The organism is Desulforapulum autotrophicum HRM2 (assembly GCF_000020365.1).
Taxonomy (GTDB): Bacteria; Desulfobacterota; Desulfobacteria; order Desulfobacterales; family Desulfobacteraceae; genus Desulforapulum; species Desulforapulum autotrophicum.
The window spans coordinates 4950467-4963239 of sequence record NC_012108.1; the positions used below are offsets into that span (position 1 = coordinate 4950467).

At 52.4% G+C, this 12773-nt stretch carries 10 protein-coding genes; all 10 read right to left on the reverse strand.

Going from position 1 to position 12773, the window contains the following annotated elements; genetic code table 11:
- Positions 1 to 147: 147 nt before the first annotated feature.
- Complete coding sequence (locus HRM2_RS27225) at positions 148 to 393, reverse strand: hypothetical protein (RefSeq protein ID WP_049770492.1); 246 nt, start codon at positions 391 to 393, stop codon at positions 148 to 150.
- Between the two features lie 775 nt (positions 394 to 1168).
- A complete protein-coding gene (gene ftcD, locus HRM2_RS21730) occupies positions 1169 to 2785 on the reverse strand; it encodes a glutamate formimidoyltransferase (RefSeq protein ID WP_015906190.1) in 1617 nt (538 codons plus the stop codon).
- Positions 2786 to 3074: 289 nt separating this feature from the next.
- Positions 3075 to 5108, reverse strand: coding sequence for a urocanate hydratase (locus HRM2_RS21735; RefSeq protein ID WP_015906191.1), 2034 nt, complete (start codon positions 5106 to 5108; stop codon positions 3075 to 3077).
- A gap of 151 nt (positions 5109 to 5259) precedes the next feature.
- Positions 5260 to 7119 carry an aldehyde ferredoxin oxidoreductase family protein gene (locus HRM2_RS21740; RefSeq protein WP_015906192.1) on the reverse strand — a complete coding sequence of 620 codons (1860 nt, stop codon included), beginning with the start codon at positions 7117 to 7119 and terminating at the stop codon, positions 5260 to 5262.
- A gap of 36 nt (positions 7120 to 7155) precedes the next feature.
- Entirely contained in the window at positions 7156 to 7317 is a 162-nt protein-coding gene (locus HRM2_RS27230; protein WP_187149298.1) for a hypothetical protein, read from the reverse strand.
- A gap of 18 nt (positions 7318 to 7335) precedes the next feature.
- Positions 7336 to 8793 carry a trimethylamine methyltransferase family protein gene (locus HRM2_RS21745; RefSeq protein ID WP_015906193.1) on the reverse strand — a complete coding sequence of 486 codons (1458 nt, stop codon included), beginning with the start codon at positions 8791 to 8793 and terminating at the stop codon, positions 7336 to 7338.
- A gap of 26 nt (positions 8794 to 8819) precedes the next feature.
- Positions 8820 to 9575, reverse strand: a complete 756-nt coding sequence (hutC, locus tag HRM2_RS21750; protein WP_148214690.1) for a histidine utilization repressor — start codon at positions 9573 to 9575, stop codon at positions 8820 to 8822.
- Positions 9576 to 9598: 23 nt separating this feature from the next.
- Positions 9599 to 9757, reverse strand: coding sequence for a hypothetical protein (locus HRM2_RS27900; RefSeq protein ID WP_232364111.1), 159 nt, complete (start codon positions 9755 to 9757; stop codon positions 9599 to 9601).
- Between the two features lie 7 nt (positions 9758 to 9764).
- On the reverse strand, positions 9765 to 11309 hold the full coding sequence (hutH, locus tag HRM2_RS21755) for a histidine ammonia-lyase (RefSeq protein ID WP_015906196.1): 1545 nt from the start codon (positions 11307 to 11309) through the stop codon (positions 9765 to 9767).
- 11 nt (positions 11310 to 11320) lie between these two features.
- Positions 11321 to 12766 (reverse strand): trimethylamine methyltransferase family protein, encoded by a 1446-nt coding sequence (locus HRM2_RS21760; RefSeq protein WP_015906197.1) that lies wholly within the window; start codon positions 12764 to 12766, stop codon positions 11321 to 11323.
- Positions 12767 to 12773: the final 7 nt, after the last annotated feature.

The following is a 12773-nucleotide window of genomic DNA, read 5'->3' on the forward strand; positions in this document are numbered from 1 at the left end:
CCGGGACTTCTTCAGATAGATTCAAGCGTTGGCGTATTTTTTCATAGGATACAAACCGGCCCTGTCTGGCAGACGGTGTTAAAAATAATACCCGTTTTCGTTCCAGCAGTTGTGGGTGAAGATCCTCTGACATGGCAACCACCCCTTCTAAAATGATCTTTTGAAGAAAAAATTCCTGAAGGGTTCTTTCCCGTATGTTTGCAGCAAAGGGGAGAAAAAAAAGTTTTCCAGCACGATGCCGTAAAGGGTGGAGGTGAGGGCCACGGGGATGGTGGCCATGATGATGGTGGAGTCCCCTTGTCCTGCCAGCATCCCGATGAGTCCCGATCCCGCATCAAATATTTCGGTGCCGTATCCCAGGGGAAGGCTTCCACGATCTGTTGGGTTGTCCATTCGGCCGTCGGATTTGAGGTTATACTGAAATGTACGACTTTGCGGCGGCTGTGGCTGAGGATCACCAGGACGAACAAAACTTTAAAGGAGATTGTCGGAACAGAGAAAAAGTCAATCGAACACTTGTTGGAATGATTTTTCAGGAAAGTCCGCCAGGTCTGGGACGGCTTTGAATTCGGCCGACGTCGGGGCATCCGGTTCGATACGGTTCGTTCGGAGACCTCAAACCCCAACCTGAGCAATTCCCCATGAATCCTGGGCGCACCCCAATTTGAATTGGCTGTAGCCATCCTTCTGACCAGATCACGGATTTCACGACTGACCTGAGGCCTTCCCGGGCCGGTGGATTTGAATTTCCAGAAAAGTTTGAAACCCTTTCGATGCCAGCAGATAACAGTATCCGACTTTACAATGATGAGAGATTTGCGCCAAGGAGTCCAAATTTGGGAAAGCAACACCCAGAAAAGCCGATCTGCCCTTCGAATTTTAGGCCGCTTGTTTGTCCATTTCATTACGGCCAGTTGTTGGCGAAGCACAAGGTTTTCAGCAGCAAGATTCGAAGTGACTTTGAACTTTGACCATATGAACGAAACAAGATTTCCAAGCATTTTAATCATGGTTTCAGGTTGACAGAAGAATGCAAATTTGTCAATGATTTCAGAGAGTACGATCAATTGCGAAGGACAGGTTCCCTGGCCGTTTTTCCAGGGGATTTCCCTGAATTTTTCCGGCGAAATTATCTGATATACCAAGGCCATTGAAGGATTCTCACAGGTTAAATACTTTCCAGGATGTCCAGCACCTTGGCGCACATTTGTCTGGAGCGGTTTTCAATGGCCATGGTTTCCGCCATGGTTTCCGCCTTGAAGGTTTCGTCTTTGATATCTTTCATGTTGATAAGGACATTTTGATAGGCCCCCCAAATTCCGGTTTCAAGGGCTTTTGCCCCCACCTGAACATCTGATTTGGATGCGGGATTTCCATATTTTGCCACCTCACACAGGGTATCCCATGCCGTATCCCCCAGACGCATGGTGGCCAAAGGAATCTGAATGGCGGTCTTAAGGCCGGCCTGCATCTTTGCCAGGCGGGCCTTTTTTTCGGCCTCAGTGCCCTTTGGCAGCCTCAGGCCTTCCATGTATTCGTTAAACGCAGAGGTGTCTGCATCAATCATGGGGATCAGCGCCCGGGTCAATTCATGGAGAATCGGGATACTCTTCTGCATCTGGGGTTCCACAGATTCAAATTTTCTCACGCCCTGGGTGAGCTTGGCCACCATGGAACCAAGTGCTGTGCCGATGGCTGCCATGGCCGCAGAGGCAGATCCGCCTCCGGGAGCCGATGTCCGGGCGGAAATTTCTTCGATAAATCCCCGCAGGCTCATGGAGGCCAGGGGTTCTTCCGGGGGTTCGGCCACAATATACTCGATGATCTTGTCCTCGGGGATGAACGGTGCCACGGAATTGAGCCCCAGCCGTTCGACGGCAAGGCGGACCTTGTGGGCTTCTTCGTAAATGAACAGCCCCTCTTTTTCAATATAGTACTCTGCCGCCATGATAAGGGATTCCAGCGGGACGATGCCCACGATTTCGGAACCGGCCACGGCAAGGTTCAGTTGGGCAGCTTCCCTCTTGACCTCTTCAAACAGCAGATGAATCGGGGTCACATGATAATTGTTCAGGTTGACGGTGACCTGGGCCATATTATATTCATCCACAAACCAGCCCATTCCCTTCACATCCTTGAGTTTACCGGGCTGATCACTTCCCCTGCCGGCTTCTCGCAGGTTCAGGGCAATTCGATGGGCCTGGTTGGCGCTGCCCAGAATATTTACATTATAGGCAATGAGAAACATCCGGGCCCCCGTGGCCGTAGCACCCCAGGAGGGCACAAATTTTGCGGGGCCAAAATCCGGTTTCCATCTGGGATCTTTCAGCCGGTCTTCCAGGGCCTCGTACTCTCCCTTCCGTACATCGGGAAGCTTGCGCCGGTATTCCTGGTCAGCTGCTTCTTCATAAAGGAAAAAAGGAACACCCAGTTCCTCGGCCGCCAGTTGGGCAAACTGCCTGGAAACTTCTACGCATTCTTCCATGGTGACATTGGCCACCGGGATAAAAGGGCAGACATCCATGGCCCCGAATCGCGGGTGCTCTCCTTTGTGAAGGGCCATGTTAATTTTTTTTCTGGCCACCCGGGCTGCGGCCAGGGCCCCTTGGATAACGGTTTCAGTATCCCCCACAAAGGTGTAGACCGTCCGGTGGGTGGATTGGCCGGAATCCACATCCAGAAGGGTACACCCTTCTGTCCCACGAATGGCTTCGGCAATGGCATTTATCACATTTTTATCGCGTCCCTCTGAGAAATTGGGCACACACTCGATTATTTTTTTCATTTTTTCCTTTCCACTGTGGGGCTGCGGTTAACTTTCAATGGCACCGGCGCGAACCCCTTTTAAATAATTGCCACAGTACGGGTCATTTTCGATGAGCACATCACCGGTTTTGATGGCGGCCCTGATTTTGACATCCAGGGGATCAATGTTTGGCCGTAAATCCGCTGCAGGTTACCACCTGGGCGGCATTTTTTATGATTAAATTTCCGTGTATTTTTCCCTCCCGGTCTGGATTTTTACCGGGGTTTTTCACCTGTTGTCAACCCCGGATAAAAATTCAGACGAATCGTTATTTTATCTTTGCGTCCACCAGATCTGCGATCATCTGCTCGTCGGTGAGGTAGGGAATGGAAATATGGGCTTCGCCTTTGTATTGCCCATTGAATTCCACACAGGTGTCCAGGGCGTTTTCATTCCGTGCCCAGGATCTTCTGGCCACACCGCCCATGACATCCCAGAGCATGGCCCGTTTGATAATCTCATCCACCCGGGAACTGCCGTCAAGAACCAGACCAAAGCCGCCGTTGATCGCCTTGCCGATTCCGACACCGCCGCCGTTGTGAAGGGCCACAAGGCTCATGCCCCTGGCGCAGTTCCCGGCAAAACACTGGATGGCCATGTCCGCCATGATATTGCTGCCATCCTTGATATTGGCGGTTTCCCTGAAGGGAGAGTCCGTGCCGGAGGTGTCGTGGTGATCCCGGCCAAGCATCACAGGGCCGATCTCACCTTTCCGGACCATTTCATTGAATTTAAGGGCAATGGCCACCCTTCCCGCCGCATCCTGGTAGAGGATCCTGGCCTGGGTTCCCACCACCAGCTTGTTTTTCTGGGCATCCCTGATCCAGATATAATTATCCCGGTCCTGGGATCTTCTGTCTGGATCAATGCAGGCCATGGCAGCCTGGTCGGTTTTTAAAAGATCCTCGGACTTTCCTGAAAGGCAGACCCATCTGAAGGGGCCGTATCCATAATCAAACATCAAGGGGCCCATGATATCTTCCACATAGGAGGGAAAAATAAAGCCGTCCAGGGTATTGACCCCGTTTTTACAAATCTGGGTCACCCCGGCATCAAACACAGCCCGCATAAAGGCATTGCCGTAATCAAAGAAATAGGTGCCTCTTTCCACCAGGGTCTTGATGAGTTCATAATGGTGAACAAACGAGGCATCCACCCGTTTTATAAAGGCATCCGGATCTTTTTTCAGCATTTCTGTCCGCTGGTCAAAGCTCAGTCCCTGGGGGCAATATCCGCCACCATGGGCCACATGGCAGGAGGTCTGATCGGAAAGCAGTTCAATGTGGATATCATGATCAACCGCATATTCCAGCAGATCCACCACATTGCCGTGGAAGGCGATGGCCAGGGCCTTTTTTTCTGCCATGGCTTTTTTTGCAGCATCAAAGGCGGCCCCCGGCTCTGCTGTCACCATGCTGACCCAGCCCTGGTCATATCGTGTCTGAATCCTGGATTCATCCACTTCTGCGATGATGCCGACTCCCTTGGCAATTTCAATGGCCTTGCCCTGGGCGCCGCTCATGCCGCCCAGGCCTGAGGTGACAAACAACCGTCCGGTGAGGTCCCCGTCTTCAGGGACGTCCAGCTCCAGCCGGGCAGCGTTCAGCAGGGTGCCGTAGGTGCCGTGGACAATGCCCTGGGGACCGATGTACATCCATCCCCCCGCCGTCATCTGTCCGTAATTGGCCACCCCCAGGGACATGGCCCGTTCCCAGTTTTCCTGGTCATCAAACAGACCGACCATCATGGCATTGGTGATAATGGCCCGGGGAGATGCGGGAGAAGACTGAAACAGCCCCAGGGGATGACCTGACTCCACCACCAGGGTCTGGTCCTGGGTGACATTTTCAAGATATTTTTTAATCATCTGGTATTGCATCCAGTTCTGACAGACCTGACCGGTCTCACCATAGGTCACCAGCTCATAGGGATACAGGGCAATTTCAAAGTCCAGATTGTTTTCGATCATCACCTGGAAGGCACGGCCTTCAATGCATTTTCCTGTGTATTCGTCAATGGGCTTTCCGTAAAGACGGCCCCTGGGCCTGAACCGATATCCATAGATTCTTCCATGGGTTAACAGCTCGTCTAAAAATTCAGGGGCACAGATTTTGTGCCATGCTTCGGGAATATACCGCAGGGCATTCTTCACTGCCAGCATGACTTCGCCTTTATTCAGGGTCATGGCCCTTTTTGGGGCCCGTCTGATCCCGGGCTGGAAATCCGGCATCTCCGGCAGTTCTGTAAATATGTCCTCTATTTTAATCGTCATTGCATTGGAAACATCTGTATTTTTCAGCATCTTATTTTCCCTTCCAGATCATTTGTCATGTCCGTGGACAGGTGTGAACCGATGGCAATAAATTTGCCCGGTCCTGGACTATTATACAAGCATGTATATACAACCACATGCATGACCCCCTTCCCCTTTGTCAATATCAAGTATAAGTTTTTTAGATTTCCTCCAGTTTAAGGCGTTTCAGGGTTTCACCCGTGGGAATTCCTGCCTCGTCCCATCCCATGACCGTGTAGAAATCCTGAACCATGACCGAAAGATCCTCCACCAGAAGACCTTTTACCGGCCCATGGGGAAGCCCTTTTTCCTGAAATAGCCCGGGCAGGTTGTCGTTTTCCAGGGAGGCACCGTGGGCAAGGTTGAATAGTTTTTCCATGTTGATGAGTTGTTCCCCCCTGTAAAACAGCTCCTGGGCGGACAATTCCAGACCGGTAATGGCCCGGATCAGATCGCTTTCGTTTTCCAGGGTGAAATCTGCCATAATGGACAGGGTCGGCACCTTGCAAAGCCCCAGAGAATCGATTATGGCCGAAGTCAAAAGACAGCCTCGAACCAGAATCCCCTTTCCGTCGATGATATGGGGCTCCATAATCGCCGTGGTGCCAAATTCTTTTTGTGCTTTTTCCTGGGTGTAGCGAAAGGCCGGAATCGGGTATACGCTGGTAAAATCCCCTCCCCTGAGGGAAACCGTATAGGAGAGGGCAATGGCCTGGCTTCCCCTGGGATCTGACCCGTAAATTTCAACCCCTTTGGTGTGGTAGGCATATTGTTCGGATCCCTTGCCGATGACGCTGGCAGCCCCCTTGACCCCCAGGGAAAGAATTTTCCCGAATCCTTTTCTCAGGGCAATCTGATGCATGAGCGCCTCCATTGCCTGGGCGTTTCCCCAGGTTAATGCAAGTCCCCCGGTATCCTGGGTGGTGATGATGCCCCGTTCATAGAGTTCCATGGCAAAGGCAATGATGGACCCTGTGGAAATGGTATCTATCCCCAGTATATTGGCCAGATTGGACAGATACAAGAGTTCATCCGGATCTTTCAGTCCGCACAAAGAGCCCATATTGATGACGGTCTCATATTCGGGTCGACCCCCATGGAATCCCTGGTGACGGCCGGCTTTGATTTTGATTTCAGCCTTGCAATGCACCGGGCACCGGTGACAGCTGGTTTTTTTTTCGACATAGGTCAGAAGATTCTTGCCGTCGATTTTTTCTACCCCGTCCATGGTACCTTCCTGATAATTCCGGGTTCCCAGCTGGCCGGTATCGTTGAGCCACTGGATATGGGCGGAACTGCCGGTGGTGGAGAAATCCGTGTAAATGGGAAGCCCGGCTTTGATTTTGCCGATATACGCCTTGACCAGGGCCTTGGTTTCAGGGGAGGATTTCTCCAGGTTTTTGACCCCGGCCACCAGGATGGCCTTAAGGTTCTTGGACCCCATGACCGCACCCATGCCGGTCCGTCCGGCAGCATGATCCGTCCCGTTCATGATGCAGGCAAAGGGAACCAAATTTTCTCCAGCCACCCCAATGGATAAAATTTCCACGTTCTGGCCCTGGCGTTCATTTCTCAGAACGGATTCAGTGTTGCGGGTAGAAAGTCCCCAAAGATCTTCCCCGGTTCGAAAGGAAACACCGGTTTTATCCACCACAAGCGAGACCGGTAGATCTGAACGCCCGCGGATCACCATGGCGGCAATTCCCAGGGACTTTAACCGGGCACCGATGTGACCGCCCACACTGGAACTGCCCATGAGTCCAGACAGGGGCGACTTGGCGCTGACATGGCTCCGGGAGGATGCCGGGGCGGCCGTACCCGTGAGCAGGCCGCAACTGATGATCAGGATATTTTCAGGACCCAGTGCCAGGGCATTTTTGGGCAGGTTTTTGTAGAGGTACCAGGTGTTGAATCCAAATCCGCCCAAAACGGTCCGGGCCAGTTTTTCCCCAAAGGGTTCAATGGTTACCTTTTTTTCTGACAAGTCCACATGGACAATGCTTCCCAGATGGTTCATCATACACGTTTCCCCCTTCTATAAAAGATCACCCAGGGCCTAGCTTTCAGCCAGGGCCCGGAGCGCATCCGCCAATTGGTCTTCCATGTGAATTTCTCCGTTCTCGTTGGCTGCTTTCAGCCTGGCATTTGCCCGGTTCCCCGGGATCGCAACCCCATCACCCCCAACAGCCGCCGGCATTTTCCGTATGTCGTCACACATTTTCTATTTCTATTTGTTTCATCTGTCAGCTTCACACGAGTTTTCCCCTAGGCCCGGTTCACAAAACTTAGCAAGCCTGCGATCAAGATCCTTGTCAATGGGGGGTTGCTGGTAAGCTTCCAGGAGATGATCCGCCTTGTGTTGGGCGTCTGCCTGTAAACTTTTCCGGCCCTTGCACCATTTATCATGGGAAACCCTTGGAAAAAGATCCGGATGGTGCAGCACCTCCCTGAAATGGGAAAAGGTATGGAAGCTGGTGACATATTTGCCCCGGGGGCCTGTCTCCTGGATCAATTTGATGGTCTCGTCCAGGCTGTCAGATCCCGGGATGGGTTTTGCAAAATACCGGGCATATTCCGTCAGCTCAGCATCCAGAATCAGTTTGGCCTGGGAGGCTGCGGCAAAGCTGGCCAGGTGTCCGCAACCCGGAATAAAATTGACCTGACCCTGGAAGGCGGTCACAAGGTTGAACATGGACTCGGCCCCGGCCTGAAAATCACAGACCTGGGCATCATTGTTCACATTGCTTCGGGACAAAAGGTTGTAATGTTTGGCCATCAGGGCGGATGCAAGCTCCATCTTTCGGGATTCAGGTCCGCCATAGGTGGCACTCATGGTCCGCATATCCGAAGCACTGGGAAAGGCGCCGTAGAAAACAGGAAGCCCCGGACGAACCCATTGGGACAGGATCAGCATCCCCAGGGTTTCACAATTGTTTAAAATCAGGTTCCCCATGAGACTGCAGGGCCCGGTAGATCCGGTGGCCGGGGTGGGAGAAAGACAGATGGCAATGCCATGTTCTGCCGCATCTATTAACAACTGTCCCTGCCCGCTGGTAAGGGCCAGGGGAGACAGGCTGTTGACGGTGGTCTGGGCGTAGCTGATCCCTTTGTCCGCATCCTTTTTCAGGGTATCAACCGTGATGCCCATGGCCATGCATAAAATTTTTAAATCCTCGCCCTTGGACAGGTGACAGGGCTTGTCTGAATAGCGCACCTGGGCTGCCATCATGAACGCGTAGACATCCTCCTGGGCCATTTTTTCGGGGAAAACCAGGGGGCCGGGCATCTGGATCGCATTCAGGCTTTGCCCCAGTTTCATTAACTCCAGAAAATCTGCCCCGGTTGCATTCCGTCTGTTCCCTTCAGGGGTCATTATAAAGGGGGCACTCCGGCCCATTCCCACTGCGGTGACATCAAGGGCAAATTTCAGATCATTTTCCGGGTTCCTGGCCTTGAGTGTGAACGCATTGGCAGCCGTTGAAAGGGCCTCTTCCAGAACCGCTTCTGTAAAACAAATTTTTTGCCCGTCCACACAAAGGCCGCGACAACGGGCCATTTCCAATAAGGTCTCATTGCCAACCCAGATGCCGGTTTCTTCCAGAATCTGGAGGGTGGCATGGTGAATCTGGTTGACCTGTTGTTCGGTCAAAGGGGAAAGGTGGGCAGTATTCACATACAAATTGTGCGTATTCATGGGGTCTCTCCCGTTCAATGGGACGGCTAAGCCTTACCGAGTGAAGGCTCGTGATAGCTGAACACCGTTTTAAACCGGCCGCTGATTCTATAGGTGGTGCCGGGATAGATCATGCGGCTGTGGGTCACCACCCCTTCCCCGCTCCAGGTTTGACGATGGAGGTAGAGGCAGGGGTCTTGGGCGGTGATCTCCAGCAACTGCTGGGTCTGTTCATCGGGCAGACCCGCTTCAATAATATGTTCGATATCGGTGGGAGAAATAATGCCCATGAGGTATTTGGACGGGGTTATTTTTGTAAAGTCCTGTTTCAGATAATCCGGGGCAAACAGGGGATTCACAAAGCGATCACCCAGCATTACGGGCTTACCATTGCTCTTGTGAACAATGACGGAATGAAACACCTTTGTTCCCATTGGCATCTTCATGGCCACTGCCAATTCGGGAAACACTTTTTCCTGTGCCAATAGAATCACCGTACAGGAATAAATTCCGCCCCATTCCTTGATCTCTTCGTCAATATTTCGGATTTCATACAGGGCGGCAATGGGCTTGGGACGCGCAACATAGGTGCCAACACCCTGGATGCGAACCAGGCGATCGTCCTCGGACAGCTCGCGCATGGCCCTGTTGACCGTCATACGCGAGACATTCAAGGTTTTTACCAATTGGTTTTCTGAAGGAATCTTTGTGTCCGGCAGCCACTCACCGGAATCAATTTTTTTTAAAATATGGGCCTTGACCTGCTGGTAAAGTGCTTTGGGCTCCTCGGTCAAATCTTTCATCTGCCTCCTGAGTTTAAAAACCATTAAAACTCCAATTCCCCTACCACTTTTTCTGCAATGGACAAGAGATCTCCATGGTGAACCAGATCCTTGAGCAGTTCCATGTCTTTATAAATATAACGATCATTGTCCGGCCTGGGAACATTCTGGCCCACGCATTTATCCCCCTTTATAGGGGGCATTTCTTGTTCAACTGCCGGAGATCGGGCCGATGGCTTTTTCCACAGCTGCTAGGATTTCACCGCTTCTGAGAACCTTTACCATGGTTTCAATATCCCGGGAAAGATCCCTGTCGCTTTCAAGATAGGGCACATGGCTTCGGATCACCCCATAGGCCACCCGGGTGCCAAGCCCCCCTTTCATGGGTTTTTTTTCGGTGATCAGGTCATAGGCCTGGGCTGCACACAACAGCTCGATGGCCACCACGTTTTCCACGTTGCCAAGGACTTCACGGCTCTGGCGGATACCGATGGTGCCCATACTGACGTGGTCTTCCTTGTTGGCAGAGGTGGGAATGGAATCCACACAGGCGGGATGGGCAAGTACCTTGTTCTCGGAGACCAGGGCTGCCGCCACATACTGGGCAATCATGTATCCGGAATTAAGCCCGCTGTTTTTCACCAGAAAAGCAGGAAGATCGCTGAGCTGGGGATTGACCAGACGTTCCACCCGGCGCTCGGATACAGAGCCGAGCTCGGCAATACCCATGGACAGATAGTCCGCTGCCATGGCAACGGGTTGCCCGTGGAAGTTGCCGCCCAGGCGCACCTCTTCCGTGTCGGAGAAAATAAGGGGATTGGTGGTGGTGGAGTTGATCTCAATATCAATTACCCGCTTTGCATGGGCAACGGCATCCTTGCTGGCACCATGAATCTGGGGGGCGCAGCGCAGGGTATAGGCATCCTGAACCCGGGCACATCCCCGGTGGGATTCAATGATCTCACTTTCCGCAATCAATTTTAAAATATTGTCGGCCGTGGCAATCTGTCCGGGGTGGGGACGAATTTGATGGATCCTCGGATCAAATTCAGAGTTGCTCCCCATGAGCACTTCCAGACTCATGGCGCAGGCAATATCGGCGGTTTTGGAGAGCTGGATGGCGTCATTGACCACCAGGACGCCAATGGCCGTCATCACCTGGGTGCCGTTGATAAGCGCTAGGCCCTCTCCCCCTTCCAGGACCAGGGGTTCAAGACCGATCTGTCGCAGGATGTCACCGCCGGGCTGGCGTTTCCCTTGATAAATTGCCTCTCCCTGGCCGATGAGAACCAGCCCGAGGTGGGCCGTGGGCGCCAGATCTCCACTGGAACCCACAGACCCCTTTTCAGGGATAATGGGGGAAACGCCGTTGTTGAGAAACGCCAGCATATGACGGATGGTCTTCATCCGGCACCCGGAATATCCCATGGACAGATCATGAATCCTTAAGGCCATGATCGCCCGGACCACCTCCTCGGACAGGGGATTTCCCACACCTGCGGCATGGCTCATGATGATATTGTTCTGGAGCTGCTGGGTATCCTCTTCGGGTATGGTCACATTGCAAAGGGCACCAAACCCCGTGGTAATGCCATAAATCACTCGTTTTTCCGCAATCCACCTGCGGATCAGGGCAGAGGTTTTCTCCACCCGTGCCTCGCCTTCCGAAGAGAAATCTGCCACAGCATTATAACGGGCCACAGCGACCAGATCATCATTGGTTATTTTTTCTCGATCCAGAAATATACGTGTCATGGGATGTTTTCCTAAATGAATTGACCGGTGATGTCATCAATGGCCTGCTGTTTTTCAGGGGCAATGGCCAGGGGGATATGATTTTCAAGAATCTTGTTCAGTTTGGTGCGGGCACGGTCAAGAAGGGAGGTTCGACCCTGTTCCACCCATTTCTCATGGCTCTTGCGACAGAAGAGTTCCGGTGTCCATTGCACTTTTCTCAAATGTTTAAGGGTGTGGGGCTGGGTCAGAAAATGTTCCTGGGCAGCGCCATTTGGAATCACGTCCAGTGCAAGGGTGTCATCGTTAATGGGGATCCCTTTATGCATCCGTCTGATCTGATCCACCATCTCATTGACAATTATGATCATCTCCAGACTGCCGCTGAGTCCAAAATCAAGGTATCCCACGTCATGGTTGAGGTTGGACCCCGCAAAAACGGACATGAAGGCTTCCAGGCCGGCTTCATAGGATGCCTGCATATCCGGAATCGGGGCATCACTGGTGCCGCCGTAGCCCCAGTTGGGGATGTCGAGCCAATTGCTCATCTCCACCATGGCCATATAGGTCATCATGTACTCGGGTGCATTGTAGGAGCATTGGCTGGTGCCCATGTCCAGAACAGCAGCGCCGATTCCCATGAGAAAGGGAGCCCCGGGTGCGGCCAGTTGATGAACCACCATGCCGAAAAAAGATTCTGCAAGTCCCTGTACAATATGCCCGGCAATGGTCATGGGGGCTGTGGAACCGGCAATGGGGGCCGGTGAGTAGATTACCGGAGAGCCGGTTTCCGCACAGAAAATCAGTTTATCCAAGCTGTCAAAGGGATGTTTCAACGGGCTGATGGGTTCCGCGTACTGAATCCAGTAAGGTTTTTCCCGCAATTGTTGTTCTCCGCCCCGGAGCACTTTGGAGATTTCCCACATGGCCGCAAGGTCCTTTCGTCCTTCTGCTGTATTGACAATGGGTTTGGTGCAGTTCTCCACCATTGCCTTGAAACTTTCAAGATAGGATCGGGAAGGGGTGATGTCATGGGGGTGGGCAAAGGACATGATAAAATCGATGTTCGGCAGTGCATCGCACACCTTTGCCGCAGTTTTGATGTCTGCCAGACCGGTATGATGGCGCTCCATGTTTTTTGACTCCACAGACCAGAGCAGGTCGGAACCCGTACCAAAATACGACCGGCGCCCTCCCAGATCCATGGCATGGTTGCCCTCACGGTCATAGATTGCAATATTGTTGGGAACGGTTTTTCTTGCTTTTTCCACCAGGGCGGCGGGGATTTTGATCCGGCTACCCTTGCCGGTCTCTTCCACGCTGCAGCCGGCATCCTTGAGCAGTTTTACAGCACCGTCATGCAATACGATCATGCCGGTTTCTTCAATGATTTTCAGGGCTGAGGTATAGAGTTTCTGCTTATTTTCATCACTGAGGAAGGTAAGCGTGGGTTCAAAACCAATTTCAAAATTTGACATGTTAGAC

Excerpts from the sequence above, each read along its gene's own strand:
- hutH (WP_015906196.1), bottom strand. The coding sequence starts at position 11,309 with ATGACACGTATATTTCTGGATCGAGAAAAAATAACCAATGATGATCTG.
- HRM2_RS21745 (WP_015906193.1), bottom strand. The coding sequence starts at position 8,793 with ATGAATACGCACAATTTGTATGTGAATACTGCCCACCTTTCCCCTTTG.
- HRM2_RS21740 (WP_015906192.1), bottom strand. The coding sequence starts at position 7,119 with ATGATGAACCATCTGGGAAGCATTGTCCATGTGGACTTGTCAGAAAAA.
- HRM2_RS21760 (WP_015906197.1), bottom strand. The coding sequence starts at position 12,766 with ATGTCAAATTTTGAAATTGGTTTTGAACCCACGCTTACCTTCCTCAGT.
- HRM2_RS21735 (WP_015906191.1), bottom strand. The coding sequence starts at position 5,108 with ATGCTGAAAAATACAGATGTTTCCAATGCAATGACGATTAAAATAGAG.
- HRM2_RS27230 (WP_187149298.1), bottom strand. The coding sequence starts at position 7,317 with ATGTGTGACGACATACGGAAAATGCCGGCGGCTGTTGGGGGTGATGGG.
- HRM2_RS27225 (WP_049770492.1), bottom strand. The coding sequence starts at position 393 with ATGGACAACCCAACAGATCGTGGAAGCCTTCCCCTGGGATACGGCACC.
- hutC (WP_148214690.1), bottom strand. The coding sequence starts at position 9,575 with ATGAAAGATTTGACCGAGGAGCCCAAAGCACTTTACCAGCAGGTCAAG.
- ftcD (WP_015906190.1), bottom strand. The coding sequence starts at position 2,785 with ATGAAAAAAATAATCGAGTGTGTGCCCAATTTCTCAGAGGGACGCGAT.
- HRM2_RS27900 (WP_232364111.1), bottom strand. The coding sequence starts at position 9,757 with ATGCCCCCTATAAAGGGGGATAAATGCGTGGGCCAGAATGTTCCCAGG.